Origin of the sequence: Janthinobacterium algoris, assembly GCF_051380935.1 — a bacterium.
Classification (GTDB): domain Bacteria; phylum Pseudomonadota; class Gammaproteobacteria; order Burkholderiales; family Burkholderiaceae_D; genus Janthinobacterium.
The window spans coordinates 99,026-124,582 of record NZ_JBNYXZ010000011.1 but is presented as its reverse complement, the minus strand read 5'-3'; the positions used below and the strand labels follow the sequence as shown (position 1 = coordinate 124,582).

General features: G+C 63.1%; 23 protein-coding genes. 13 read left to right on the top strand and 10 right to left on the bottom strand.

The annotated features are described in order from the left end of the window. Positions 1 to 85: 85 nt before the first annotated feature. The gene (gene sbcB / locus ACQ4W7_RS17495) at positions 86 to 1,534 is read left to right on the top strand and encodes an exodeoxyribonuclease I (RefSeq protein WP_436532065.1); all 1,449 of its coding nucleotides are present in this window, start codon (positions 86 to 88) and stop codon (positions 1,532 to 1,534) included. A gap of 168 nt (positions 1,535 to 1,702) precedes the next feature. On the opposite strand, the gene pyrF is transcribed toward sbcB, so the two are convergent. Next, positions 1,703 to 2,536 (bottom strand): orotidine-5'-phosphate decarboxylase, encoded by an 834-nt coding sequence (gene pyrF / locus ACQ4W7_RS17490; protein WP_436532063.1) that lies wholly within the window; start codon positions 2,534 to 2,536, stop codon positions 1,703 to 1,705. A gap of 167 nt (positions 2,537 to 2,703) precedes the next feature. Between pyrF and ACQ4W7_RS17485 the strand changes: the two genes are divergently transcribed. From ACQ4W7_RS17485 to ACQ4W7_RS17465, 5 genes are all read left to right on the top strand, one after another. Next, positions 2,704 to 3,318, top strand: a complete 615-nt coding sequence (locus tag ACQ4W7_RS17485) for a LemA family protein (protein ID WP_426072610.1) — start codon at positions 2,704 to 2,706, stop codon at positions 3,316 to 3,318. Position 3,319: 1 nt separating this feature from the next. Further along, positions 3,320 to 4,138: a TPM domain-containing protein gene (locus ACQ4W7_RS17480; protein WP_426072609.1), complete on the top strand. Its 819-nt coding sequence runs from the start codon at positions 3,320 to 3,322 to the stop codon at positions 4,136 to 4,138. Then, a complete protein-coding gene (locus ACQ4W7_RS17475) occupies positions 4,138 to 4,659 on the top strand; it encodes a TPM domain-containing protein (RefSeq protein WP_436532060.1) in 522 nt (173 codons plus the stop codon). Before ACQ4W7_RS17480 ends, ACQ4W7_RS17475 begins: the two co-directional genes overlap by 1 nt. A gap of 86 nt (positions 4,660 to 4,745) precedes the next feature. Then, positions 4,746 to 5,510 (top strand): SDR family NAD(P)-dependent oxidoreductase, encoded by a 765-nt coding sequence (locus ACQ4W7_RS17470; protein WP_426072607.1) that lies wholly within the window; start codon positions 4,746 to 4,748, stop codon positions 5,508 to 5,510. Between the two features lie 547 nt (positions 5,511 to 6,057). Then, complete coding sequence (locus tag ACQ4W7_RS17465; protein WP_436532058.1) at positions 6,058 to 6,483, top strand: VanZ family protein; 426 nt, start codon at positions 6,058 to 6,060, stop codon at positions 6,481 to 6,483. Positions 6,484 to 6,501: 18 nt separating this feature from the next. Here the strand turns inward: ACQ4W7_RS17465 and ACQ4W7_RS17460 are convergent, their stop codons facing one another. From ACQ4W7_RS17460 to ACQ4W7_RS17450, 3 genes are all read right to left on the bottom strand, one after another. Further along, positions 6,502 to 6,780 carry a hypothetical protein gene (locus ACQ4W7_RS17460; protein ID WP_426072605.1) on the bottom strand — a complete coding sequence of 93 codons (279 nt, stop codon included), beginning with the start codon at positions 6,778 to 6,780 and terminating at the stop codon, positions 6,502 to 6,504. Positions 6,781 to 6,959: 179 nt separating this feature from the next. Next, positions 6,960 to 8,087, bottom strand: coding sequence for a M24 family metallopeptidase (locus ACQ4W7_RS17455; RefSeq protein WP_436532056.1), 1,128 nt, complete (start codon positions 8,085 to 8,087; stop codon positions 6,960 to 6,962). 194 nt (positions 8,088 to 8,281) lie between these two features. After that, on the bottom strand, positions 8,282 to 8,431 hold the full coding sequence (locus ACQ4W7_RS17450; RefSeq protein ID WP_426072603.1) for a hypothetical protein: 150 nt from the start codon (positions 8,429 to 8,431) through the stop codon (positions 8,282 to 8,284). Between the two features lie 343 nt (positions 8,432 to 8,774). On the opposite strand from ACQ4W7_RS17450, the gene ACQ4W7_RS17445 reads away from it, so the two are divergent. From ACQ4W7_RS17445 to ACQ4W7_RS17435, 3 genes are all read left to right on the top strand, one after another. Then, entirely contained in the window at positions 8,775 to 9,071 is a 297-nt protein-coding gene (locus tag ACQ4W7_RS17445; RefSeq protein ID WP_436532054.1) for a hypothetical protein, read from the top strand. Between the two features lie 197 nt (positions 9,072 to 9,268). Next, the gene (locus tag ACQ4W7_RS17440; RefSeq protein WP_426072601.1) at positions 9,269 to 10,267 is read left to right on the top strand and encodes an LLM class flavin-dependent oxidoreductase; all 999 of its coding nucleotides are present in this window, start codon (positions 9,269 to 9,271) and stop codon (positions 10,265 to 10,267) included. A gap of 186 nt (positions 10,268 to 10,453) precedes the next feature. Further along, on the top strand, positions 10,454 to 11,668 hold the full coding sequence (locus ACQ4W7_RS17435; protein ID WP_426072600.1) for an MFS transporter: 1,215 nt from the start codon (positions 10,454 to 10,456) through the stop codon (positions 11,666 to 11,668). Positions 11,669 to 11,712: 44 nt separating this feature from the next. Here the strand turns inward: ACQ4W7_RS17435 and ACQ4W7_RS17430 are convergent, their stop codons facing one another. The 6 genes from ACQ4W7_RS17430 to ACQ4W7_RS17405 form a co-directional block, all read right to left on the bottom strand. Next, a complete protein-coding gene (locus ACQ4W7_RS17430; RefSeq protein ID WP_436532051.1) occupies positions 11,713 to 13,365 on the bottom strand; it encodes a M28 family peptidase in 1,653 nt (550 codons plus the stop codon). Between the two features lie 136 nt (positions 13,366 to 13,501). After that, a complete protein-coding gene (locus ACQ4W7_RS17425) occupies positions 13,502 to 14,338 on the bottom strand; it encodes an HDOD domain-containing protein (RefSeq protein ID WP_426072598.1) in 837 nt (278 codons plus the stop codon). A 121-nt stretch (positions 14,339 to 14,459) separates the two neighbouring features. Next, positions 14,460 to 15,545, bottom strand: a complete 1,086-nt coding sequence (locus ACQ4W7_RS17420) for a BMP family ABC transporter substrate-binding protein (RefSeq protein WP_436532049.1) — start codon at positions 15,543 to 15,545, stop codon at positions 14,460 to 14,462. Positions 15,546 to 15,566: 21 nt separating this feature from the next. Then, entirely contained in the window at positions 15,567 to 16,496 is a 930-nt protein-coding gene (locus ACQ4W7_RS17415; RefSeq protein ID WP_426072596.1) for an ABC transporter permease, read from the bottom strand. Continuing rightward, on the bottom strand, positions 16,489 to 17,571 hold the full coding sequence (locus tag ACQ4W7_RS17410) for an ABC transporter permease (protein WP_436532047.1): 1,083 nt from the start codon (positions 17,569 to 17,571) through the stop codon (positions 16,489 to 16,491). Before ACQ4W7_RS17410 ends, ACQ4W7_RS17415 begins: the two co-directional genes overlap by 8 nt. Continuing rightward, entirely contained in the window at positions 17,564 to 19,078 is a 1,515-nt protein-coding gene (locus ACQ4W7_RS17405; protein WP_436532045.1) for an ABC transporter ATP-binding protein, read from the bottom strand. The genes ACQ4W7_RS17410 and ACQ4W7_RS17405 overlap by 8 nt, the downstream gene beginning before the upstream one ends. A 403-nt stretch (positions 19,079 to 19,481) precedes the next feature. On the opposite strand from ACQ4W7_RS17405, the gene ACQ4W7_RS17400 reads away from it, so the two are divergent. From ACQ4W7_RS17400 to ACQ4W7_RS17385, 4 genes are all read left to right on the top strand, one after another. Beyond that, positions 19,482 to 20,345, top strand: a complete 864-nt coding sequence (locus ACQ4W7_RS17400) for an outer envelope protein (protein ID WP_436532043.1) — start codon at positions 19,482 to 19,484, stop codon at positions 20,343 to 20,345. 78 nt (positions 20,346 to 20,423) lie between these two features. Then, positions 20,424 to 22,307 (top strand): type VI secretion system baseplate subunit TssF, encoded by a 1,884-nt coding sequence (tssF, locus tag ACQ4W7_RS17395; RefSeq protein WP_436532041.1) that lies wholly within the window; start codon positions 20,424 to 20,426, stop codon positions 22,305 to 22,307. Beyond that, positions 22,271 to 23,323, top strand: coding sequence for a type VI secretion system baseplate subunit TssG (gene tssG, locus ACQ4W7_RS17390; protein WP_436532039.1), 1,053 nt, complete (start codon positions 22,271 to 22,273; stop codon positions 23,321 to 23,323). The genes tssF and tssG overlap by 37 nt, the downstream gene beginning before the upstream one ends. A gap of 77 nt (positions 23,324 to 23,400) precedes the next feature. Continuing rightward, the gene (locus ACQ4W7_RS17385; RefSeq protein WP_436532037.1) at positions 23,401 to 25,557 is read left to right on the top strand and encodes a type VI secretion system Vgr family protein; all 2,157 of its coding nucleotides are present in this window, start codon (positions 23,401 to 23,403) and stop codon (positions 25,555 to 25,557) included.

Here is a 25,557-nt window from a genome sequence, read left to right as displayed (position 1 = left end):
TCTCGTGTAGTATCGGCAGGTTTTCAGAAAACTGTAGCAGCGACTCTTTGAGCGGCCCAGACAACCAATTAAGCAACGACCATCAATGACTACCCAGACTTTCCTTTGGCACGACTACGAAACCTTTGGCGCTCAGCCGCGCCGCGACCGCCCGGCCCAGTTCGCCGCCATCCGCACGGATGCCGAACTCAACGAGATCGGCGAGCCGATCATGCTGTATTGCCAGCCTGCCAATGATTTCCTGCCCGACCCGCAATCGTGCCTGATCACGGGCATCACGCCGCAGCAGTGTCTGCAGCTGGGCGTGCCAGAACACCAGTTCGCCGCCACCATTGAAGCGGCCTTTTCGGAACCGGGCACCATCGGCGTGGGCTACAACACCATCCGTTTCGACGATGAAGTCACGCGTTTCCTGTTCTGGCGCAACCTGATCGACCCGTATGCGCGCGAATGGAAAAACCATTGCGGCCGCTGGGATATCCTCGACGTGGTGCGCATGATGCACGCGCTGCGCCCGGAAGGCATTCAATGGCCGAAGCGCGACGATGGCCAGACCAGCTTCAAACTGGAACACCTGAGCAAGGCCAATGGCCTGGTCCACGAAGCGGCGCACGATGCACTGTCTGACGTGCGCGCCACCATCGCCCTGGCCCGCCTGATCAAGGAAAAGCAGCCGAAACTGTTCGAGTTTTGCCTGGCGCTGCACAAGAAGGACAGGGTCGCCAGCGAAATGGGCATGCACCTGGCCGCCAGCGAGCGCCAGCCCTTCCTGCACGTGTCCGGCATGTTCCCCGCCGAACGGGGCTGCCTGGGCATCGTCTGGCCACTGGCCACGCACCCGAGCAACAAAAATGAAATCCTCGTCTGGGATTGTCAGTACGACCCACGTGAACTGTTCACTCTGGACGCCGACACCATCCGCACGCGTTTGTTCACGCGCAAGGATGCCATGCCGGAAGGCATGACCCGCCTGCCCGTGAAAAGCGTGCACCTGAACAAGTCGCCCATGCTGGTCGGCAATCTGAAAACCCTGTCGCCCGCCATGGCCGCGCAATGGGGCATCGATCTGGACGCCGCGAAGCTCAACGCCCAGCTGGCTGCCACGGCGCCGAACATGGATACGATCTGGGCCGAAGTGTTCCAGCGCCCGGGCGCGCATGTCGCGTTGGATGTGGATGAGGATTTGTACAACGGTTTCGTCAGCAACGACGACCGCCGCCTGCTCGAATCCTTGCGCCGCGATACACCGGTCAAGCTGGCCACGGCGCGCCCCTCGTTTGCCGACGAACGCTTGCAAGAATTGCTGTTCCGCTACCGTGCCCGCAATTTCCCGCAAACCCTGAGCGAAGCGGAAAACCTGCGCTGGGAACAGCACCGCGCCGCCCGCCTGTTCGACGGCGACGGCGGCGCCCGCACCATCGAAATGCTGTTTACGGAAATCGACGTGCTGTCGGAATCAGTCGATGAGCGGGGGGAAGAGATATTGGGCGAACTCTACGATTACGCGGAGATCGTCGCACCACAGAGAGACTAAATGCAAAATGCCGGGCTAGCCCGGCATTTTGCATGGATGACAAACAACAGTCATCACGGTGCCTGACAGAAGCGTAGCGAGCGGATGAGAGTTGCGGCCGAGAAGCGCAACTGTGCTATAGCACAGTGAGCATCGCCGGCCGCAAATCGCGACGCGCAGTAGCTTATGTCAGACACCATCAGACGCGCGGTGTTGATTGATCGCATCGCGCGTCTCGATCGCCACGCGACGCGCCGCATCGGCGAAATCTTCGCCAGCTTGCGGCGTGGCGTAGATGATGGCGCGCGAAGAGCTGATCATCATGCCCATGCCGTTGGCCGTCTGGCCCGCGCCGACGGTGGCGGCGATGTCGCCGCCCTGGGCGCCGATACCGGGCACCAGCAGCGGCATGTCGCCGACGATGGCGCGCACTTGCGCCAGTTCTTCAGGGAAAGTTGCGCCGACGACAAGCGCACACTGGCCGTTCTTGTTCCATTTCTCGGCCACCAGGCGCGCCACGCGCTGGTACAGGGGCACGCCATCCGTGTCGAGAAATTGCAAGTCGGAGCCGCCCGGATTCGAGGTGCGGCACAGGATGATCACGCCGCGGTCTTGCCACGCCAGGTAAGGATCGAGCGAATCCTCGCCCATGTACGGGTTCACGGTGACGGCGTCGGCGCCGTAGCGCTCGAACGCTTCGCGCGCATATTGCGTGGCCGTGGCGCCGATGTCGCCCCGTTTCGCGTCGAGGATCAGGGGGATGTGCGGATAGTGTTCGCGCACGTAGCGGCAGATGTCTTCCAGCTGCTTTTCCGCGCCCAGCGCGCCGAAATACGCGATCTGCGGCTTGAAGGCGCAGGCCAGGTCGGCCGTGGCATCGATGATGCGCGTGCAAAAGGTGGTGATTCCATCGGGCAAGTCGCGCAATTCGGCCGGCAGTTTCGCCAGGTCGGGGTCCAGTCCCACGCACAGCAGGGAATTATTGGCCGTCCACGCGGCGGATAATTTATTGATGAAATTCACGGCACACCTTCTCTATATTCAGTTGCAAACCCCGTATTGTAACGCGGCGCAGGGTTGCCACGGCGCGGCAAGGTCGCCAGGGACGGCTGCCAGCGCTTATTAAACCGACATCCCGGGCCGTTTCAGGTATATTTGCTTCACCTCCCTTATTCTGCACGGAACCCATCATGCAAATCACCAATCAATTCACCAAATGGCTGCGCCTGGCGCTGAGCGTCACCGTCCTGGCCGGCATCCTGACGGGCTGCGGCTACAACGACTTCCAGAGCAAGGACGAAGCCACCAAGGCCGCCTGGGGCGAAGTGGTCAACCAGTACCAGCGCCGCGCCGACCTGATCCCCAACCTGGTCAACACCGTCAAGGGCTATGCCACGCATGAGCGCGAAACGCTGGAAGCGGTGACCAAGGCGCGCGCCGCCGCCACCAGTTTCCAGATTACGCCCGAAGTGCTGAACGACCCGGCCGCCTTCGAGAAATTCCAGCAAGTGCAGGGGCAGCTGTCGTCCGCCCTGTCGCGTTTGATGGTAGTGTCCGAGAAATACCCGGACCTGAAAGCCGACACCAGCTTCCGCGACTTGCAGTCGCAGCTGGAAGGCACGGAGAACCGCATCACCGTGGCGCGCCAGCGTTACATTACCGCAGTGCAAGATTACAACGTGCATGCGCGCAGCTTCCCGAACAACCTGACGGCCATGGTCTTCGGCTACAAGGTCAAGCCATCGTTCACGGTGGAAAATGAAAAAGCCATCTCGACCGCGCCAACTGTCAACTTCGGCAAGTAAGATGAAAGCCTGGTCTTATCTGGCGGCGCTGGCGACGGCGCTGCTGCTGTGCACCAGCCTGCCCGCCAGCGCACAGGGTTTGCAAGCCGTGCCGCCGCTGGCAGCGCGCGTGACGGACAACGCCGGCATGCTCGACGCCAAGCAAAAAGCGGCGCTGGAAGGCGTGCTGGCCGATTACGAAGCCAAGACGGGCAGCCAGATCGCCGTGCTGCTGGTCAAGAGCACGGAACCGGAAGCCATCGAGCAATACAGCATCCGCGTGACGGATGCCTGGAAGCTGGGCCGCAAGGGCGTCGATGACGGCGTGCTGCTGATGGTGGCGAAAGACAATCCGTCATCCTTGCGCCGCCTGCGCATCGAAGCAGGTCGCGGCGTGCAGGGCGTGCTGACGGATGCGCAATCGAAACGCATCCTGCAAGATGTGATCGCACCGCATTTCAAGCAGAACGATTTCTATGGCGGTCTGGTCGCTGGCGTGGGCGCGATTGCCACCCTGCTGAACCAGGAGCAATTCCCCGCTCCCGCCCAGCAAAAGGCGCCGGCCACGGTGGACGCGGGCGGCCTGACCTTTTGGCTGCCGCTGCTGTTCTTCGGCTTCCTGGTCCTGCTGACCGTGTTCCGCTCGCGCGGCGGACCTACCCGGCTGCAGCGCGGCAGCAACTGGTCCAGCGGCGCCACGGGTGTCGTGCTGGGCAGCATTTTGAGCCAGGCGCTGAACAACCGCGGCGGCGGCGGTGGTTTTGGCGGTGGCGGTGGAGGCGGTGGTTTCGGTGGCGGCGGCGGCGGTTTTGACGGCGGCGGCGCCTCGGGAGATTGGTAATGACGAAACAGCTGACATTTGGACAACGCTGCGGACGCGCCTTGAAGCATTTGCGCGGCACGCCCGCGACGGCGCGCCAGGCATTTCCCGAACGCACCCTGAAAGCCATCGAGACGACCATTGCCGATGGCGAGGCGATGCACCAGGCGGAAGTGCGCCTGATCGTCGAGGCGGCCCTGACACCCGGCATGGCCTACCAGGGCTTGAGCAACCGCGAGCGGGCGCGCGAACTGTTTGCCCAGTATGGTGTATGGGATACCGAAGATAACGTTGGCGTACTGATCTATATCAACTTGGCAGAGCACCAGGTCGATATCGTCGCCGACCGCAACGTGGGCCGGCGCGTCACGCCGGAACAGTGGCAAGGCGTGTGTCGCACCATGACAAAAGGGTTCAAGGACAGCAATTATCACGACAGCACGCTCGATGCCTTGCAGCAGCTCAATACCTTGTTGCAAAGCCACTTCCCCGCCGACGGTACGCGCGGCAACCAGTTGCCGAACGAACCCATCCTCCTCTGATTCCTGCCCAGGGATTAAAATCTGCCCATTGCCGCGCAAGCCGGTGGCCTGGGCAGCGCGGCCCCCATTACCGCCGAGGAGAACACATGAAGCTGATCAATAAAACCGCCATCGTCACGGGCGCCACGCAAGGCATCGGCCTGGCCTGCGCCACCCGCCTGATCGCCGAAGGGGCGCAAGTGATGCTGGTCGACATCAAGGAAGAAGGCGCGCAGGCGGCTGCTGCCCTCGGCCCGCAAGCGCGCTTCTTTTGCGCCGACGTCAGCCAGAAGGCGGACGTGGATGCCATGCTGAAGGAAACGCTGGCGTTGTTCGGCCACATCGATATCCTCGTCAACAATGCGGGCGTCACGCACGCGGCCGATTTCCTCGATGTCTGCGAAGACGATTTCGACCGCGTCATGCGCATCAACCTGAAATCGATGTTCCTGTGCGGCCAGGCCGTGGCGCGCGAAATGGTCAAGCGCAATAGCGGCTGCATCATCAATATGTCCAGCGTGAATGCGGAACTGGCGATTCCGAACCAGGTGCCGTATGTGGTGTCGAAAGGCGCCATCAACCAGTTAACCAAGGTCATGGCCTTGAACCTGGCACCGCATGGCGTGCGCGTGAACGGCATCGGGCCTGGCACCATCCTGACGGAACTGGCCAAGCAAGCGGTATTGTCCAGCCCGCAGGCGCGCCACACGATCCTGTCGCGCACGCCGCTGGGCCGCTGCGGCGAGCCGGAGGAAGTGGCCGGTATCGCCGCCTTCCTGGCCAGCGACGATGCCACCTACATGACGGGCCAGACCATCTATGTCGATGGCGGACGCATGGCGCTCAACTACACGGTGGCCGTGAAGGAATGAGAGTGAAACAGAAGAGTTATATAAAAAAAGAATAATGCATATTTAAAAAGATCATTAGACACATATCGTGCGACGCAGCATAATGCACCTGTCTCCACTATTCTCCTCCAAGAAAATAGTTTTAAGCCCGCTTTTACCAGCGGGCTTTTTTTTGCTGTCACTGCTGAAACATGGTCATTCTTGCCATGATGCACAATCTTCCCAGTCATTTTGTCTGCCGCAAAAAAATGTTGCGGCGTGTCATCAGCCCGTCATGTTCGCCCCCTATACTTGCTTCATCTGCTGTACAGGCAACCGATATGCCTGACTACAGACAGGTGTGCTGCGATGGCACACCACTCCCCTTTCATGACCATGGCGCGCGCAGGCAAGGCGGGCGACATGGCAAGTACCGAGCAACTCTCAACTCTTGACCCATTTCATTTGGGTTTTTGGCCCGCGTCCCCGCGGGCCTTTTTTTGCCTGTACGGCAGGCTCTTGCGCAAAAACACGGCGGCCCGCCATGCGCATGATATTGTGACGGCATTTCCCTCTGTCCTGACGCATCATGCCTGCACCCTTGCTCGAACTCTGTTTTGCCGACCGCTACGAACGCCTGCGCTACCGTACCGCACTGCTGTTGTATATCCTGGTGATCTTGGTCGGCGACATACCCGGCGTGCGTGCGGATGTGGGCCAATATGCCTCGGGCGGCGTGCTGCATTCCTTCGGCTATGGCGTGCTGGCGCTGATCCTGTTCAGCGGCACGGGCGGCGGCATGGCGCGCCGGGCGCTGCTGTCGGTGCTGATGGTGGCGGCCATGGGCGCGCTGGACGAATTCATCCAGAGTTTCCTGCCTTACCGCCGTGGCGCCGTCAGCGACTGGGTGGTCGATATCACGGCCGCAGCGGCGGTCTGCCTGCCGCTGTATTTCCTCTGGCCGAAAATGGTCGCCGCTGCCCTTGGCAAGGACGCGCCGCTGCCCAAAACCTGAACGGGGCCCGACCACCAGTCAGGCGCGGTCCGCTTGGCTATCCTGCAATGCCAGCCGCAACTGCCCCTGGCTGCGCGCACCCAGGCGCCGCATCAGGGCACGCGTCTCGCGCCGGCCGCCGGCGCCCACGGCGCGTGCCGCATCGCGCTGCATGTCCAGCAACTGTTCCGAGCGCGCCAGCCGCACCAGGCCAAGCAAGGCCTGGGTCAGTACATGGCGCGTACGGGCATCGCGCGCAGTGCCGACTACGGCCAGCACCAACTCATCGATCAGTTTTGCGGTAGGACCAGATGACATTTTTTCTCCCTATTCAACAGTGAGGAAACGTGCGGGTGCACAAAATGCTGATTGCCAGCATCGTTTATACCAAGCACGGTAATTAGCCGCTTGATCTAGCGCAATCAGCAATGACGGCTGCCGAACATACCGACAAAGCCGCAGGCGGTACGACGGCTCGCGCTAGCAGACGGCTAGGCTCAATCCAGCGCCAGGGTCAGCGGCCGGCTGCGCCCCTGCACCACGGCCGAGGGCCAGGCCGGGTCGTGCGTCAGGTTGTGCAATTGGCTGCCGTCGAGCAGAAAGGTGTCTTCCACCGTGCTGCCGGGCAGGCTGGGATGGAAGGCCAGCGCCATGCCACGCTTGAGGATGATTTCCGTGTGCGCGCCGGCGGCCACTTCGGGCGCCAGGTAGCCATGAATGCCGCCCTGCCGGCTGGTGCGCACCGTGTCGGGCTGGCCGGCATACGCGTAGGCGCTGTCGAGCGCGTGATACACCATGCTCAGCGCATGGCCCGTTTCGCAAGCGTCGAGCGCCACCGCTTCCAGCGCCAGCATGGCGGCATCGGCATCGTCCATGGCCACCGCCGCGCCATCGGCGCGACGCTGCGCCGGGCTGAAGCGCCGTTGACGGCTCAGGCTGGCGCACAGGCCGAAACGCCGCGCGCACAAGGCCAATACGGCTTGCGTGCCCAGCACCACCTGGGCCGGCGGCGCGCGCCGATACCGTTGTTGGCGCTCCTCTCCGCTGACCAGCACATGCACGGCCTGCAAGCCCCGCAGCCACAGCGCGCGCACGCACGCAGCAGCCAGTTCCTGCTCGCTCCAGTCGGGACGGGCCTGGCGCAGCGCATCCGCGGCCGCGCCGGCAGCCAGCTGTCCTACCTGGCGATAGCGCTGCTGCTCCGATTCCAGCAGCACCAGCCGCTCTTCGCGCAGAGCCACGGGCAGGCTGCGTTCGTGCAAGCCTGGCCGGTCGCACAAGACAGGCGCGCCACCGGCCGCATGCTGCACGAAATGCTCGCGCAACTCATACAGCTGCGGCTGCATCCAGGGCGACACTTGCCACGTCCATGGCCCGCGCACTTCTTCCTCGCGCATGCGCATGGCTTCGGCTTCGTCCGTCAGGATGTAGGCAGCGTCACGCGTCACCAGCACTTCCGCGCAGCCGCACTCGGCCGTATGGCTATGGCTATTCGACGCGCCCGCCGTGGCCCACGCAAACCAGTCCACGCCGCGCAGGCGCACGGCACTGGCACGTTCCTGCTCCAGCCAGCCCCGCATCTGCGCCAGCTTGTGCGCCACTTCCCGTTCCAGCGGCCAGTTCATGGCCAATCCTCGTCCGGATTCAGGCGCGGTACCACCCCGCCTGCCCTGGCTGGCGCCAGCCGGACCTCCTGTTGCTCATGCATAGCTGCTCCCTTCCTACATGGAAACGTCAGACCCGCATGCGCATACAAAGTTCAGCGCCCGGATTCGTCTCAGGCTTGCAGTCTATGACTTCCTTCTATTTTTGCAAGCGGCTATTTCGCCAGCTCTATCCAGACAGCCGTGGACATTTGCAGATCCAGCAGCAACTGTTTTTCCGTCATGAACTCGTGTTCGGCATGTCCCGTGTACACCGTGTGCGGCATGGCCGGGCCGAAGCTGACGGCATTCGGCAACAGGCGCAAATTGGCGCCGCGCCGGTGGCCACAGGTTGCGGATTCGCCATGCCCGTGTAGTGCTCGAAGACGAACAATAAAGTGGGAATCTGCGGCGCGTCCGTCTGCAACCACTGCTCGCCGATCTGCACCTGCAGCGCTGCCGGCACCTGGTGGCTTTCATCGCATACAGGGCCGTGGCGATGGGCCCCTTGTCGTCTTCCGTGCCCCATCCCAGCAGTTTTCCAGGCTCACTGCTGCGGTCCAGCTCGAACGGCGAACGACCCCATTTGGCGGGGTTCACGGGCTGCACGGCGCCGTGCGTGATCACGCCCACGCGTTCGCGGCCTTTCCCCATGCCGATGATCGGCACATGGCCATGATCGTGGAAATCGAAACCCAGGCGCTGCGCCTCTTGCGCCAGGTAGCGCTTGAAACCCGTGTGCTGGGGATTGTCGGTAAACAGCACGGCCGGGTCGGCCACCGTGTTGAAACTGACCATCTTTGCCTGGCTGGCGATCAGCGGTTCGGCATAGGTGGCCAGCGCGTAGCGAGCCGTGTCCTGCGCCTGCAGGCTGACGGGCGCGGCATGAACGGAAAAACGGGAAGCAGCAGGCCGATCAGGGTCAGCCGGAGGGGTGTCTTGAACACGGCGAGGCGCATAAAGTAGAGAGGTCCACTCTAGCATCACCCGCAGCGATTTCCAATCAACAGGCGTTTTTTACCGATCAGTACGCAAATTCCCGATTCGCATTATCATGTGCGCAGCCTGTCTTCTCCGCCACGCTGTCTTGGGTGACCCTGCCAGCGTCAGGGGATAGACAAATCGTCCATTGTGATTTTCCACCACGTCCCGATATCGCTACCATGATTCCATTTTCCATACTCGACCTCGCGCCCATCGCCGAAGGCAGCAACGCCAGCCAGTCGTTCAAAAATACGCTCGACCTGGCGCAGCACGGCGAACGCTGGGGCTACCACCGCTACTGGCTGGCCGAACACCACGGCATGCCCGGCATCGCCAGCGCCGCCACGGCCGTCGTCATCGCCCATGTGGCGGCCGGCACGAAGACCATCCGCGTGGGCGCGGGCGGCGTCATGCTGCCGAACCACTCGCCGCTGGTCATCGCGGAACAGTTCGGCACACTGGAAGCGCTGCACCCGGGCCGCATCGACCTGGGCCTGGGCCGCGCGCCCGGCTCCGACCAGACGACGGCGCGTGCGCTGCGCCGCGACTTGCAGTCCGACGCCGAGCAATTCCCGCAGGACGTGCTGGAACTGATCGACTACATGTCCGACGAGCCGCGCCAGCGCGTGCTGGCCGTGCCCGGCAAGGGCGCGAAAGTGCCCGTATGGATACTCGGTTCGAGCCTGTTCGGCGCCCAGCTGGCCGCTCACCTGGGCTTGCCGTACGCCTTCGCCTCGCACTTCGCGCCGCAAATGATGCTGCAAGCCGTGGCCTACTACCGCGAACATTTCAAGCCATCGAAGCAATTGGCGAAACCGTATGTGATGCTGGGCTTTAACGTGTTTGCCGCCGATACGGATGCAGAGGCGCACCTGCGCGCCACCTCGATGCAGCAAGCCTTCGTCAACCTGCGCACGGGCCACCCGTCGCGCTTGCAGCCGCCCGTGCCCGGCTATCTGGAACAGCTGGGCCCGCAGGAACGCGCCATGCTCGATGCCGTCCTGTCCTGCACGGCCATCGGCGCGCCGGACACGGTGAAGGCGAAGATGGCCGCCTTTATTGCCGAAACAGGTGCCGACGAACTGATGATCACCTCGCAGATCTTCGAGCACCAGCACCGGCTGCGCTCGTATGAAATCACGGCGCAAGTGCATGCGGAGCTGGCGCAGCAAGAGTAACTGAACGTTTCCTCCCTCGGTATATCCGCATATACCCTTTTCCCGGCCGTCGGCACCGATCGCCGGGATTTTTTTGCCTGGCGTTGTTGCCTGGCTACGGCCGCAAAATCGGCCGCGCCCGGCAAGAAATGCGCAGCCCCGCTATCATGCTGATCCAAAAGCGTCATTCCAAGAAAGTCGTACCGCATGAAATCTGCACCATCTTCCGTCGATGCCAGCACCCTGCTGAGCGCCACCCGCATCCTGCTATTTGCCCTGTCGGCCGGCGTGCTCGTCGCCAGCCTGTATTACGTGCAGCCGCTCACGTCCATGCTGGCCGCCTCGTTTGGCGTGAGCGTGCCGCAAGCGGGTTACCTGGTCACGGCCACACAGATCGGCTATGTGCTGGGCATCGTGTTTTTAGTACCCCTCAGCGACGTGCTGAACCGCCGCCAGTTGCTGACGTGGATGCTGATCGCCAAGATAGGCGCCCTGCTGCTGGCCGCCACCAGCCAGAATATTATCGTCTTCGCCATCGCCAGCGTCTTGATGGGGATCACGGCCAGCGCATTGATGGTGGTTACGGCCATGGTGGCTTCGTATGCGCCGGATCACAGCCGGGGCCGCATGGTGGGCACCGTCATGACCGGCTTGTTGTTGGGCATTCTGCTGGCGCGTACCGTGTCCGGCACGGTATCGCAAATCAGTGGCGGCTGGCGCACCGTCTACGTGCTGGCGGCCATCGTCGTAGCCGCCCTGCTCGTCATGCTGCGCCGCATCCTGCCGAATGAGGCGCCGCGTGGCCAACTACAGTACGGCAAGCTGATGGCGTCGCTGGCCGACATCATCCGCCAGGAACCCTTGCTGCGCCAGCGCGCCCTGTTCTCGGGCCTGGGCCTGGGCACCTTCAGCGTGTTCTGGACGGGCCTGACCTTTTTGCTCAGCGGCGCGCCCTACCACTATTCGGAAATGCAGATCGGCTTGTTTGGCTTGGCGGGCGCCACCGGCGCCTTTGCCGCCAACACGGCGGGTCGCATGGCCGACCGCGGCTACGCGCGCCAGGCCACGTGGCTGCTGGCCGTCGCCTCGATCGCGGGCTGGGCCTTGATCGGCTTTGGCGCCCATTCGCTGGTACTATTGCTGATCGGCATCGTGCTGCTGGACATGGGCGTGATGGGCTTGCAAGTGACGCACCAGTCCATCATCTACAAGCTGGCGCCGCATGCGCGGGCGCGCGTGACCACCGTGTTCATCGCGGGCGGCTTCATCGGCGCCTCGGCAGGCTCGGCGCTGGCCAGCGCCAGCTTTGCCGCCGGCGGCTGGCCGGCCCTGTGCATGGTGGGTGGCGCCATGCCGCTGTTGCTGTTGCTGGTGTGGAGCAAGTACCGCCACACGCAGCGCAGACTGGAACGGGCGAGCTGAGACGCAAAAAAAACCGCTCAAGATTGAGCGGTTTTTTTACGTCTTTACTTCGCTGGCCCACGCGCCTTGCCAAACGCATCGCCCGCCTTCCAGGCCGGCATCTTGGTCGCATTCGCCACGGCTTGCCCCAGGTTCAGGGTGAATTGCGCCTGCTGCGTCATGCCGGACAAATCCCAGCTGGCGTCGTACTCATCAGTGACTTGATGGTAGCGGGGGCCGTAGGCGGCCGCCTTGGCTTTCGACGCTGCCACATCCTTGATGTACTCGCGTCCGCCATTGATGGAAAACGCGGGCACGCCCGCCTTGGCAAAGCTGAAATGGTCGCTGCGGAAATAACCGCCGGCCAGGTCGGGACGCGCTTGCGCAATGTGCATGCCCATGGCTTTCGCCACCGTGGCCGCCATGGCGCCCAGTTCCGTGCGCTCGCTGCCTTGCGCACCGATGTCATGCGTGGCGCCGACAAAGTTCAGGCTATCCAGGTTCAGCGCGGCCGCCGTCTTGTCCAGGGGCCACAGCGGGTCGGCCGCGTAGGCGGCGCTGCCCAGCAAGCCTTGTTCCTCGGCCGCTACCCACAGGAATATCTGCGTGCGCCTGGCCGGTTTCTTGACGGCTTCCTGCGCCATGGCCAGCAAGCCGGCCGTGCCCGAGGCGTTGTCGACGGCGCCGTTGTAAATCGTATCTGCCGCTTTTTCGTCACCCTCGCCTTGCTGGCCCAGATGGTCCCAGTGGCCGCTGTAGATGACGGCTTCATCTTTTAATACCGGATCGGTGCCCGGCACCATGCCGGCGATATTGAACTGCTCCACCTTGCGTACGGCGGACTTCATTTCACCGCTCAACTTGGCGTCCAGCGCAACGGCTTTGAAGCCCTTGCTTTCCGCTTGCGCGCGCAAGGCATCCAGGTCCTGGCCGCCGGCCGCAAATAAGCGGCGCGCCGCATCTTCCGCGATCCAGCCCTGCAGCGGCGTGCCGGCAGTGCGGTCCGCCAATTGGAAACGTTCGCTGCCGCTCCAGCTGTTCTGCACCACGCTCCAGTCGTACGATGCCGACGGTTTCGTGTGGATCAGCAATACGCCAGCGGCGCCCTGGCGCTTGGCTTCCTCGAATTTGTAGGTCCAGCGGCCGTAATACGTCAGCGCCTTGCCGGCGAAGCGGTTCGGCTCGGCACTAGTGGGTTGCGGGTCGTTGACCATCATGACGACGATCTTGTCTTTGACATCAGCGCCCTTGAAATCGTTCCAACCCTCTTCCGGCGCGGCGATGCCGTAGCCGACGAACACCAGCGGCGCATCAAAGGTATGCGCGGCAACGGAGTCGCCCGTGGCCCACACCCAGTCCGGGCCGAACGCCAGCGGCACGGCCTTGCCGCCCGCCACGGCTTGCAGGCTGCTTTCGGCAGGCAGCGACTTCACGCCAGCGATTTGCACGCTCTGGCGGTAGCTGTTGCCGCGCACGGGGCGCAAACCGGCCATCTGTGCCTGGGTTTCCAGGTAGGCCACCGTCAGGTCGGCGCCGCGCTGTCCCGTGCCACGGCCTTCCAGCAAGTCGTTCGACAGGAAAGCCAGGTGGGCGCGCAGCGGCGCTTCCTGCACGATGGGCAAGCCGTGCGCGGCAGGCGCGGCGGCGTGCGCGGAAAGCGCCAGCGCCAGGCTGGAAGCGAAGGCAGTGGCGGCCAGGGAAGAAAACAGCTTCTGCATAAGATCCTTTGGATAAGAGGAGGAAAACGGTCCGGCGGATAGCCGGGCCGGCGATTGTATGCCATGGGGCAGGCACATCAAAATGCGGACGAAAAAAATCCCCGCAACAAGGGCGGGGATGTCATGGCTGAGAAATTTACACCAGCAAAGCCGCCGCCAGGGATTCGATCTCTTCGGCCGATTCCTCGAGGATGGTGTGCAAGGTGCTGCCGCCGATGCCGAAGTCGATCTTCGCCGCCGCCTGGCGCCGCGCGGCGCTTTCCGGCGGATGCAGGGGCGAGCCGACGGGGGACAGATCGTTGGCCAGCACCAGGGTCGCGCCCAGGGTACGGGGCGGGAACGGGCTGCCGCCATGCCACATGCCTTCCACGGCTTGCAAGACCATGTCGGGCACTTGCAGTTGGCGCAGCACACCGCGGCCGATCAGTTTTTCGCCGTATTCGATCCAGTCTTCCGTATTGTCGTCGAGCAAACCTGGATATTCCTCGGCGCGCGACAGCAGATAAAAGCCGCCCACTTCGTGCACGATGGCGGCAAACATGGCCGTTTCCACGTCCACATGCGTGACTTTCTTGGCGATGAGCTGGCTCAGCGCAGCCACGTGGGCCGTGTGCTCCCACAGCTTGGCGGACTTGGCGCGCAATTGCGGGTCCGTGATCTGGCTGCCCAGCTGGCGCACGATGACGGACGCCACCATCGATTTCAAGGTGGCAAAGCCCAGGCGCGAGACGGCCGCGCGCACATTGGCGATTTCATTGCCGGAACGGTTGTAGGCGGCCGAATTGGCCAGCGCCACCACTCGCGCCGACAGCAGCGGCTCGGCCATGACCATGCGCGCGGCCGCTTCGATATGGCAATCGGGGTCGTCCAGCGCTTCCTGCAGCTTCAGGGTGGCCTTGACGTTGGCGGGGAACGTCAACTCGCCCTTGCTCGCTTGCAGCGCGATAATCTTGAATACTTCCAGTCTGTCCATGGGTCAATCTCCGGTACGGGCTTATTCAGGCTCTGCTGTGTGGGTGGGCCGGGAATGCGCACTGCGTCCCGGCCCGGCTCCCGTTTCCGGCAATATTACAGCATGTTTACAGCCACTCCTATTACTTTCCGGAAACTTTCCCTGCCACGCCTTCGACAAAATAATCCATCTTCGTCAGCGCCGCATCGTCCAACACGCCTTTCTCCAGGCGCACCTTGCCATCGTTATCCTTGATCGGTGCGCTGAAAGGATTGAGCTTGCCAGCAACCAAGTCTTTCTCGCGCGCCAATACAAACTGTTTCACATCGGCGGGCACGGCGGCGTTGATGCCTTCCAGCTTGACCATCCCATCCTTGATGCCGCCCCAGGTGCTGCTGGACTTCCACGTACCGTCCAGCACGGCTTGCGCCTGCTTCGTGTAGTACTCGCCCCAATGGTGGGTGACGGCGGCCAGCTGCGCCTTCGGCCCGTACTTTTTCATGTCCGAGTGATAGGCGATCGCATACTTGCCCTTCTCTTCCGCCGCCTGCACCACGGCGGTCGAATCCGTATGGTGGGTGACCACGTCGGCACCCTGGCCGATCAGGGTGATGGCCGCGTCGCGTTCCTTGCCCGGATCGAACCAGCTATTCACCCACACCACTTTCACTTCCGCCTTGGGATCGACACTGCGCATGCCGCGCGTGAAGGCGTTAACTCCCTGCAACACTTCAGGGATGGGGAAGGCCGCCACATAACCGGCCACATGGGTCTTGCTCATCTTGCCGGCCAATACGCCCGCCAGGTAGCGGCCTTCGTAGAAACGCGCGTTGGTATTGGCCACGTTGACGGCCGTCTTGTAGCCCGTCAAATGGATGAACTTCACATTAGGAAATTGCTTCGCCACTTTCAAGGTGGGATTCATGTAGCCGAACGAGGTTGTGATGACCAGCTTGCTGCCCGTTTGCGCCAGGTCGCGGATCACGCGCTCCGCATCGGCGCTTTCCGGCACGTTTTCCACATACTTGGTGGTGATCTTGTTGCCCAGCGCCTTTTCCATTTCCTTGCGCGCCAGGTCGTGCTGTGTGGTCCAGCCCGCGTCGCCGATGGGGCTGATGTAAACAAAACCGACATTCAATGGGGCAACGGCGGGGGCGGCGGCCATGACGGGCATGGCGGGCATCAGCGCGGCACTGCAAACAGCGGCGCAGAATAATTTCTTGGACATGGTTTTCCTTGTGGTGAGTGATTAATTTCCGGGATTGAAATTTTTCCCCAGCGAAGCGGGCATGTTGAGCTTGATGTAATTGGCATTGCTGGAGATCAACACCAGCACGACGATGGCCGCCACATACGGCAGCATCGACAGCAGTTGCGAGGCGATGGGCACGCCCAGCGCCTGCGCGTGGAAGGTCAGAATCGTGATGCCGCCAAACAGGTAGGCGCCGCCCACCACGCGCGCGGGGCGCCAGGTGGCAAACGTGGTCAGCGCCAGCGCGATCCAGCCACGGCCCGCCACCATGCCTTCGACCCACAACGGCGTGTAGACCAGCGATAGAAACGCGCCAGCCAGGCCGCAGCAGGCGCCGCCGAACAGCACGGCCGCCAGGCGGATGCGGCGCACAGGGTAGCCGAGCGCATGCGCGGACGCTGGCGACTCGCCCACGGCGCGCAGCACCAGTCCCGCCCGCGTGCGGTACAAAAACCAGGCGATAGCCACGCACAGCAATAGCGACAGATACACCATAGCATGCTGGCGGAACAGGGCCGGTCCCAGCACAGGAATGTCTTCCAGGAAAGGGATACCAAACCTGCCGTTGTGCAAGCTGTTGCCCACATACTTCAGGCCGATATACGTGGATGCGCCCGCGCCGAACAGCGACAAGGCCAGGCCCGTGGCGTACTGGTTCGTGCCCAGCCACACGGTCAGCCAGGCAAAGAAGCCGGACAAGACCATGCTGGCCCCTGCCCCCGCCAGAAAACCCAGGGTGGGGCTGCCAGTGTTGACGGCCACGGCAAAGCCCGTGATGGCCGACACCAGCATCATGCCTTCCGCGCCCAGGTTGACCACGCCCGCCTTTTCATTGACCAGCAACCCCAGCGCGGCCAGCATCAGCGGCGTGCCCGCATTGATGCTGGCGGCAATCAATGGCGCTATCGTCAGGGCCAGGTTATCCATGTTTCCTCCAGCGCAGTTTGTATTGGATTAGCACGTCGCAGGCGAGCAAGGCGAACAGCAAGATGCCCTGGAACACCCCCGTGATGGCGCTGGGCAAGCCCAGGCGCGACTGCGCCAGTTCGCCGCCAATATAAAACAGGGCCATGACGAAACTGGAAAAAATCACGCCCAGCGGATGCAAGCGCCCCACGAAGGCGACGATGATGGCGGCAAAGCCGTAACCGGGCGAGACCGTGGGCGTGAGCTGCCCCATCGGCCCCAGCACTTCGCAGGCGCCCGCCAGCCCGGACAGGGCGCCGCAAATCAGCAACGATGACCACAAGGTCTTGCGCGAGGAAAAGCCAGCATAACGGGCGGCGGCCGGCGCCATGCCACCCACGCGCAGGCGGAAGCCGGCAATGCTTCTGGATAAGTACAGCCAGCCGCCCAGCGAGGCCAGCAAGGCGAAGATGATGCCCACATGCAAGCGCGTGCCCGTCACAATCATCGGCAACAGCAAGCCGTCGGACAGCAGTTTCGATTGAGGGAAGTTGAAGCCTTCCGGGTCGCGCAGCACGCCGTAGACGAGATAGCTGAGCAGCAATTGGGCGATATACACCAGCATCAGCGAGACGAGGATTTCGCTGGCGTTGTAGCGGTCGCGCAGCCAGGCCACCAATCCCGCCCAGGCCATGCCGCCCGCCATGCCGGCCAGCAGGGAAACGCCGATGATGGCCGTGCCGCCCGCGCCATCGCCCGTGTCCAGATACAGGGCGGCCGCGCCGCCGCAGATAGCGCCCAGGGTCAGTTGCCCTTCCGCGCCGATGGTGTAAATATTCGCGCGAAAGCAGATGGCCAGGCCCACGGCGATCAACAGCAAAGGCGCCACCTTGAGGCCCAGCTCGGACCAGCCGTGCGCATCGCGCAAGGGCTCCACAAAGAAGACGGCCAGTCCCGCCAGCGGATCGTGTCCCAGCGCAATAAACAACAGCGCGCCGCACAACACGGTCAGCATCACGGCCAGCACGGGCGACAGCCACGACATCAGGCGCGACGGAGAAGCACGGGCTTCCAGGCGCAAGGCAAACTTAGCCATGGACAGCCTCCTGCGGCCACAGCCCGCTCATCCATTGCCCCACGAGCGTCACGCTGGCCTCGCCCACGTCCAGCGAAGGTGAAATTTTTCCTTTTGCCATCACCAGCAGGCGGTCGCTGATCTCGAACAATTCATCGAGTTCCTCCGATACCACCAGCAGCGCGCAGCCCGCGTCGCGCAGCGCCAGTAATTCAGCGCGGATTTGCGCAGCCGCGCCCACGTCCACGCCCCAGGTCGGCTGCGCCACCACCAGCACGGTGGGCTCGCGCATGACTTCGCGTCCGACTATGTATTTCTGCAAGTTGCCGCCCGACAGGCTGCGCGCCAGCGCCTGCGGTCCGCCCGCCTTCACCTGGAAGCGCGCGATGATGGCGGCCGCCCGCTGCGCGATGACGTGATGGCGCACGAAGCCGTGGCGGATGGTGGCTGGTGTTTGCAAGCTGAGCAAAACGTTGTCGGCTAGCGCCATGTCGGGCACGGCGCCCCGCCCCAGCCTTTCCTCCGGCACGAAGCCGAAGCCCAGGGCACGCCGGCGCCCCGGTGGCAAGCGTCCCGCCTGGGTGCCGTTCAGGACGATGCTGGCGGGGGCAGCACGCATGTCCTCGCCCGACAGCGCAGCGAGCAATTCCTGCTGGCCATTGCCGGACACGCCCGCGATGCCGACGATCTCGCCCGCGCGCACGTCGAAATTGATGTCCGTCAATTGCGTGGCGAACGGATGGCTCTTCGGCAACCGCAAATTCTTGACGCTCAACATGGTCGCGCCGGGCGTGCGCGCCACGCGCGTGACGGCGGGCGGCTCGGCGCCTATCATCATGCGCGACAGGCTGGCCGCCGATTCCTCGCTCGGGTCGCACACGCCCGCATTCTTGCCGGCGCGCACCACCGTGCACGTATGGCACAGGGCGCGGATTTCGTCGAGCTTATGGCTGATGTACAGGATGCTGCAGCCTTCGGCCGCCAGTTGGCGCAAGGTGGCAAACAGTTTTTCCACGGCGCCCGGCGTTAGCACGGACGTCGGTTCATCGAGGATCAATAGTTGCGGCTTGGCCAGCAAGGCGCGCACGATTTCCACGCGCTGGCATTCGCCCACCGACAAGGTGTGCACGTGGCGCTGCGGCTCCAGGTCCAGGCCGTACTGGCGCGCCGTCGCCTCGATGCGCTGCGCCAGTTCCGTCATGTTGGTGCCGGCGGGCAAACCGAGGGCGATATTTTCCGTCACGGTGAGCGTATCGAACAGGGAAAAGTGCTGAAACACCATGGCGATGCCCAGCGCGCGCGCGGCCGACGGGTTGGCGATCTCGACTTCGCGGCCATTCCACAGGATGCGGCCGCCATCGGGCTGCACGGCGCCGTAGATGATTTTCATCAAGGTCGATTTGCCGGCACCGTTTTCACCGAGCACGGCGTGGATCTGTCCGGGCGCCACGCTGAGGTGGATGCCGTCATTGGCTACCACTGACGGATAGCGCTTGCTGATGTAGTGTAATTCCAGGCGTGCCGTCATTGTTTTTTTCGTGCCTCGCTGCAGGGTCGCCGGCATAGGCGCCGGTGCGGAAAATCAAATTGATGTCTCTATCGTATCGGCATCCGCGGCGCTTGGGGGCGGGCGTGGCGGCGCGCATTTTTATTTCCGCAAAAAAACAACACCTGTATACAATTTTGAAAAAAATTATCAGCTTTACAGCAGCCGCCTTGCCCCGCAAGGGCGAGAAGGTGCGATGATTATATGCAAGAAATGATAGTAAGTATGCAGAAAATACATATCGTCCGATGCAGCGATGCTCGCATCATGGATTGAACGGCGCGCAATATGCCCCATCGCAGCGCTTCATGCGCGCTAGTGGGCTCCCCCCTGCGCCCGGCCATCTCAAGTTCCCGTTTTTCAACACAGCCATCAGGAGCCGAAAGTGCCAAAAACCATACCGTGTCTGTTGCTCTGCCTCACTACCACCCTCGGCGTGGGCGCAACCGCCCAGGCTGCCGAATGGAGCGATACCGCGCTGAGCTGGCGCGCCGGCAATGATTACCGCGAGCCGTTCAATCCGGACGACATCAAGAAAAACATCGTTGCCATCACGCACGCCAGCGGCTACAAATACGGCAGCAACTTCGTCAACCTCGATTTCCTCCTGTCCGGCAGCAAGGACCCTGGCGCGCTGGGCAAGACTTCCGGCGCACAAGAGGCGTACCTGGTGTACCGCAACACCATCGACATCGGCAAGGTGCGCGGCAGCGACATCAAGTTCGGCCCCGTGCGCGGCGTCGGCGTCACCCTGGGTTTCGATGTCAACACGAAAAATGACGTCGGCTACAACTCGCGCAAGCGCATGCTGGTGGCCGGCCCCACCCTGATGTGGGACGTGCCCGGCTTCTTCAACACCAGCCTGCTGTTGCTACGTGAAAGCAACGCCCCCAGCGGTGCCTTCCCGCCCATCTCGCAAGTGACGGGCCGCTACACGTATAAAACGCACGCCATGCTGACGGGCGCCTGGGCCATCCCCCTGTCGCCGCTGTTCTCGTTCGAAGGCTTCTTTAACCTCATCGATTCCAAAGGCAAGGATGAAGTGGGGCGCGACACGGCGGTCGAAACGAATATCGACATGCAAGTGATGCTCGACGTGGGCGCGGCCCTGGGCAGCGCCAAGAACACCTTCCGCGTGGGCCTGGAGTACCAGTACTGGAAGAACAAGTTCGGCAACTCGCCCGCGACCACGGGCAATGTGGGCCAGACGGCGAAGACGCCGATGATACGCGCGGAGTACCATTTCTAAAATTCATTGTTATGCATCAACACCCACGCTCGCGCCTGATGCCAGCATGAAGCTTTCCTGCTGGCGGAGAGCGCGACCGTGGAACAACTATTGCCGTATTACGAGCGTGAACTGGGCTTGTTCCGCCAGTACACGCGCGAGTTTTCCAGCCGCTATCCGAAAGCGGCCGGGCGCCTGCTGATCGCCGGCGAAACGTGCGAAGACCCGCATGTCGAGCGCCTGATCCAGTCCGTCGCCCTGCTCACGGCACGCGTCGCCAAACGCCTCGACGACGCCTATCCGCAATTCACCCATTCCCTGCTCGACACCCTGTACCCGCACTATCTGCGGCCCTTTCCCTCATGCTCCATCGTGCGTATCGCCGCCGACGAAGCGCCCGGTGGCGGCCAGCTAGCCCAGGTGGCGCATGTTGCGCGCGGCACGGTGCTGCGTTCGCAACCGGTGCAAGGCGTGGCCTGCAAATTTACCAGCGCATATGATGTGATCCTGGCGCCGCTGGCCATTTCTCGCCTGCATTTTTCACCTCTCATCGACGCGCCGCCCGGCCTGCGCCTGCCCGCCGGCGCCAGCGCCCTGCTCAGCATTCAATTCACCAGCAGCAGCGCTCAGTACCATCTGGATCAAACGGGTTTTGCCAGCCTGCGCCTGTTTGCCGATGGCGAACCGTCCGTGCGCGCGGCCCTGCTCGACGCCCTGTTCCTGCGCGGCGCGGGCGCGTATGTGGCGCTGGACGAACACAGCCCATGGCAGGCAGTCGATGGCACGCTGTTGACACCAGCCGGCTATACGGAAGACGACGCGCTGATCCCCATTTCCGCCCGTTCCCACCCGGCGCTGCGCCTGCTGACCGAATATTTCGCCTTTCCAGAAAAGTTTCATTTCATCGATATCGCCTGGTCCAGGCTGGCGACCCTGCTGCCCAAACAGTGCCGCCAGTTCACCTTGCACCTGCCGCTCAAGGGTGTGCGCAGCGACAGCCACGAGGCGCGGCTCTTGTCCGGCGTCAGCCCCGGCAATCTCTTGCTCGGCTGCACGCCCGTCGTCAACCTGTTCGCCAAGTCCGGCGTGCCGATCCGCCTCACGCATACCGAGCCCGACTACGCCCTGGTGGCCGATGCCACGCATGCGTTTGCCTACGACATCCACAGTATCGAAGCCGTCACCTTGGTGCGCAAGGACGAGGCCGGCGAGCGCCTGAGCACCTTCTTGCCGCTGTATGCCTCGCTGCAAGGCGACCAGGCCGAGCAGGGCCAGGAGTATGGCCAAGAGCTGGGCCAAGAGCAGGGCCAATATTGGCTGGCGCGCCGCGACGAAACCGTGGCGGCCATCAGCCCCGGCCATGAAATGCGGCTCAGCCTGATCGACCCGCAGTTTTCACCGGGCAGCGCGGCCTGCGCCACCGTCTCGACGCAACTGCTGTGCAGCAACCGAGACTTGCCCACGCAATTGCATTACGGCTTGCCCGGCGGCGACCTGCTGGCCGAAGACGTGCCCGACGGCATCCCCGCGCGCTTCCTGCGCAAGCCCACGCCCAGCATGCGTTTCCTGGCAGACAATGGCGCGCACTGGCGGCTGATTGCGCACCTGTCGCTCAATTACGCCAGCCTGACACATGCCGGCCTGAGCGAATTCCAGAAAATGCTCAGCCTGTACGACCTGCCCCGCTCGCCCACCACGCAGCGCCTGATCCAGGGCATCGTCACGCTCGAACACGGCAGCACGCGCGCGTGGATGCCGACCGTGCCGTTTCCCACCCTGATGCCCGGCATCGCCATTCGCCTGGGCATCGACGAGCAAGCCTTCGTCGGCAGCAGCATCTATATTTTTGCCCAAGTGCTGCAGCGCTACTTCGCCCTGAACAGCCAGCTCAACTGCTTTAGCCAACTGACGCTGCTGTCCCAGCGCAGCGGCGAGGAACTCCTACGATGCCCAGAACGCAGCGCCGACGCCACGCCAGCGTAATCCAGCAATTGCTCGACGCGCCGCAGCGCTTCGAGTGCTTCCAGGCGCTGCGCCTGCTGCTGGCGTGGCTGGCCGAACACGGTATCGATGAACACACGGCGCTGGCAAAACTCATACGCTTCGACAATAGCGTCTCGCCGCGCTTTCCTGCCAGTCAGGTCGAGGCGCTGGCGACAAACGGCATCGCCGATGCCGATGCCCTGCTGCAAGCGCTGCTGTCCGGTCACAGCCAGCCTATCCACCTCACGCCTGCGTTCATGGGCCTGCTGGGCTGCCAGGGAAGCTTGCCCAGCCACTATTCGGAGCGCATTGCCGCGCACCAGTACAGCGAACACGACACCAGCCCGCGCGCCTTTCTCGACCTGTTTTCCAGCCGCGCCGTCGCCCTGTTTTATCAGGCGTGGCAAAAATACCGCATCGAGCAAGCAGGCCACGGCGGGGACTTCCTGTCGCGCCTGCTGGCGCTGGCCGCGTGCCAGCCGGGCCAGGGCCAGGGCCAGGACGAGGCGGCGATCGGCCTGTACAGCGGCTTGCTCCAGCAGCGCAACATCTCATCCATCGTCATGGCGCGCATCCTCAGCGACCACTTCGGCGTGCCCTGCCACATCGACGAAGCGACAGGCGCTATGGACGTGCTGGCGCAGCACGAACAAACGGCGCTGGGCATGGCCAATGCCCAACTGGGCCAGCGCGCCACCGTCGGCGAGCGCTGCCGCCGCCCCGACCTGGCCGTGCGCCTGCACCTCGGTCCGCTCACGGCGCAGCAGCACGCCAGCTTTTTGCCGCGCGCCCCTGCCAGCGAGGCACTGCGGCACATGCTGATGCTGTTCGACCAGCCACTGGTGCGCTACGAGATCGTGCTGGTGCTGCGCGCCAGCGATGTGCGTGGGACGGCGTTGACGGCCACCGAGCAAGGTAGCCTCGGCTGCGACAGTTTCCTGGGCGATGCGGCAACACCGCGCCACCGCGATGACATGCATTACGAAATGCAATTGATGCCCTCACTCAACAATTGAACCTTGCGGCCGCGCAAAACGCTTGTGTTCGCTATTGCTACAGTCGGCCAACGATCCCAACCGTGAAGCGATGCGCGATGAGCCAGTTCCCGGATACGACGGCAGCATGGATGGCATTAGTGGGCGACATGCAGGGCCAGCGCCTGCTGCGCCTGCACTTTCCGCATGGCGACGGCCCCGCCCACATCCAGTTCCTGGCCAACAGCCTGGCCGCCAGCGAAAGCCTGTCGCGCGACTTTTCCTATGTGGTGGAAGTGCTGTCCGATGATGCCAGCATCGCGCTCGACAAAGTGATGGGCAAGATGGTGACCGTCGAACTGGTGCGCGAAGACGGCAGCTTGCGCTACTTCAATGGCTATGTGTTCGAGTTCCGCTTCCTGCGCACGGATGGCGGCTTCGCGTTTTATGAAATGGTGCTGGAACCGTGGCTGGCGCATCTGCACTTGCGGCAAAACAATGTCGCCTTCCACGGCTTGACGGTGGCGGCGCTGACGGACAAGGTCTTCGATGACTACCTGATGCGCGACTACAAGCTGGCCGCCGGCGGCCTGGATCCCGCCATCACCTATACCTGCCAACATAACGAAAGCGACCACAACCTGCTGCACCGCCACTGGGAGCAGCTGGGCTGGCACTACCGCTACGAACACCGCCTTGATGGCCACACCTTGTGGCTGGGAGACGACAGCACCATTGGCAAGCCCATCGATGGCGTATCGAGCGCCATGCCCTTCCAGCACCAGGCCGGCTCCCTGGAAGACGATGGCGTGCATCAATGGAGCACGGTGCGGCGCATGGCCCCGGCGCAGATGACGATGGCCAGCTTCAATTTCAAGAATCCGCGCAGCGCCCGCGCCAGCCGCGACTCGCTGAACCGGCAAGGCGCCGTGCCGTCCCTGGAAGTGTATGAAAACACGGGCAGCTACGGTTTTAAAAACATCGACGATGGCGAACGGCTGGCCCAGCGCCGCATGGAAGAACGCGACGCGCAGGGCCAGCTCTTCGAGGCGCAAGGCAATGACCGCACGGCGCAGCCGGGGCGCTGGTTCACCCTGGATGGGCATTTCGACAGCGTAGCGTCGGGCAAGGACGCTGGCGAATACATGATCCTGTCCGTGCAGCACTACGCCAGCAACAACTACCAGCAAGGGCATGGCGCCATCTCGCACTACAGCAACACATTTACCTGCATCCACCGCGCCATCCCCTGGCGCCCCGGCCGAAACTTCCATAGCCGCGAACCGAAGATCTACGGCGTGCAGACGGCCACCGTCGTCGGGCCGCCCGGCGAAGAAATCCATACGGACGGTTACGGAAGAGTCAAAGTGCAATTCCATTGGGACCGCCTGGGCAGCTTCGACGATAAAAGTTCGCCGTGGATAAGGGTGATATCGAACTGGGCCGGTCCGAACTTCGGCCACATCAGCCTGCCCAGGGTGGGCATGGAGGTAGCCGTGCAATTCCTCGACGGCAACGTGTCCATGCCCCTCATCATCGGCTGCGTCTACAACGCGCGCAACATGCCGCCATGGGACTTGCCAGCGAACAAAACGCAAAGCGGCATGCTGAGCCGTTCCTCAAAGAAAGGTTCCAGTGCGCACGCCAACGCCCTGCGTTTCGAGGACCGCAAGGATGCGGAAGAACTGTGGCTGCACGCGGAAAAAGACCAGCGCATCGAAGTCGAGCATGACGAGTCGCACTGGGTCGGCAACGACCGCAGGAAAACTGTCGACCGTGATGAAACCGTGCACGTCAAGCGCGACCGCACGGAGACGGTGGGCCACGATGAAGACATCACCGTGCACAACAACCGTCGTGAGCGCGTCGACCATGACGAACACATCGACATTGGCGACAACCGCCGCGAACATGTGGGCGGCAACGAGCAGGTGCAGATCGACGGCCACCGCTCGGAACGGGTAACCCTGGCCAAGGAAGAAAGCATCGGCCTGGCCAAGGTGCTGACCATCGGCGCCGCCTACCAGACCACGGTCATCGGCGCCATGAATACCACGGTGGTGCTGGCGCAGGCGGAGCAGATCGGCCTGACGAAAAGCGTCACCGTCGGCGCCGACAGTACGCTCACGGCCACCGATTCGCACACGATGAAGGTGGGCACTTCCAGCATCACCATCACGCCGGGACGCATCGAACTGGTTGCCGATGAAATCATCATCCGCGGCAGGTCCAAGGTACAGATCCATGGCGACGACATCGACAACAATCCGGGCTGA

Excerpts from the sequence above, each read along its gene's own strand:
- sbcB (WP_436532065.1), top strand. The coding sequence starts at position 86 with ATGACTACCCAGACTTTCCTTTGGCACGACTACGAAACCTTTGGCGCT.
- ACQ4W7_RS17485 (WP_426072610.1), top strand. The coding sequence starts at position 2,704 with ATGCAAATCACCAATCAATTCACCAAATGGCTGCGCCTGGCGCTGAGC.
- ACQ4W7_RS17480 (WP_426072609.1), top strand. The coding sequence starts at position 3,320 with ATGAAAGCCTGGTCTTATCTGGCGGCGCTGGCGACGGCGCTGCTGCTG.
- ACQ4W7_RS17475 (WP_436532060.1), top strand. The coding sequence starts at position 4,138 with ATGACGAAACAGCTGACATTTGGACAACGCTGCGGACGCGCCTTGAAG.
- ACQ4W7_RS17470 (WP_426072607.1), top strand. The coding sequence starts at position 4,746 with ATGAAGCTGATCAATAAAACCGCCATCGTCACGGGCGCCACGCAAGGC.
- ACQ4W7_RS17465 (WP_436532058.1), top strand. The coding sequence starts at position 6,058 with ATGCCTGCACCCTTGCTCGAACTCTGTTTTGCCGACCGCTACGAACGC.
- ACQ4W7_RS17460 (WP_426072605.1), bottom strand. The coding sequence starts at position 6,780 with ATGTCATCTGGTCCTACCGCAAAACTGATCGATGAGTTGGTGCTGGCC.
- ACQ4W7_RS17455 (WP_436532056.1), bottom strand. The coding sequence starts at position 8,087 with ATGAACTGGCCGCTGGAACGGGAAGTGGCGCACAAGCTGGCGCAGATG.
- ACQ4W7_RS17445 (WP_436532054.1), top strand. The coding sequence starts at position 8,775 with ATGGCCATGATCGTGGAAATCGAAACCCAGGCGCTGCGCCTCTTGCGC.
- ACQ4W7_RS17440 (WP_426072601.1), top strand. The coding sequence starts at position 9,269 with ATGATTCCATTTTCCATACTCGACCTCGCGCCCATCGCCGAAGGCAGC.
- ACQ4W7_RS17435 (WP_426072600.1), top strand. The coding sequence starts at position 10,454 with ATGAAATCTGCACCATCTTCCGTCGATGCCAGCACCCTGCTGAGCGCC.
- ACQ4W7_RS17430 (WP_436532051.1), bottom strand. The coding sequence starts at position 13,365 with ATGCAGAAGCTGTTTTCTTCCCTGGCCGCCACTGCCTTCGCTTCCAGC.
- ACQ4W7_RS17425 (WP_426072598.1), bottom strand. The coding sequence starts at position 14,338 with ATGGACAGACTGGAAGTATTCAAGATTATCGCGCTGCAAGCGAGCAAG.
- ACQ4W7_RS17420 (WP_436532049.1), bottom strand. The coding sequence starts at position 15,545 with ATGTCCAAGAAATTATTCTGCGCCGCTGTTTGCAGTGCCGCGCTGATG.
- ACQ4W7_RS17415 (WP_426072596.1), bottom strand. The coding sequence starts at position 16,496 with ATGGATAACCTGGCCCTGACGATAGCGCCATTGATTGCCGCCAGCATC.
- ACQ4W7_RS17410 (WP_436532047.1), bottom strand. The coding sequence starts at position 17,571 with ATGGCTAAGTTTGCCTTGCGCCTGGAAGCCCGTGCTTCTCCGTCGCGC.
- ACQ4W7_RS17405 (WP_436532045.1), bottom strand. The coding sequence starts at position 19,078 with ATGACGGCACGCCTGGAATTACACTACATCAGCAAGCGCTATCCGTCA.
- tssG (WP_436532039.1), top strand. The coding sequence starts at position 22,271 with ATGCCCAGAACGCAGCGCCGACGCCACGCCAGCGTAATCCAGCAATTG.
- ACQ4W7_RS17385 (WP_436532037.1), top strand. The coding sequence starts at position 23,401 with ATGAGCCAGTTCCCGGATACGACGGCAGCATGGATGGCATTAGTGGGC.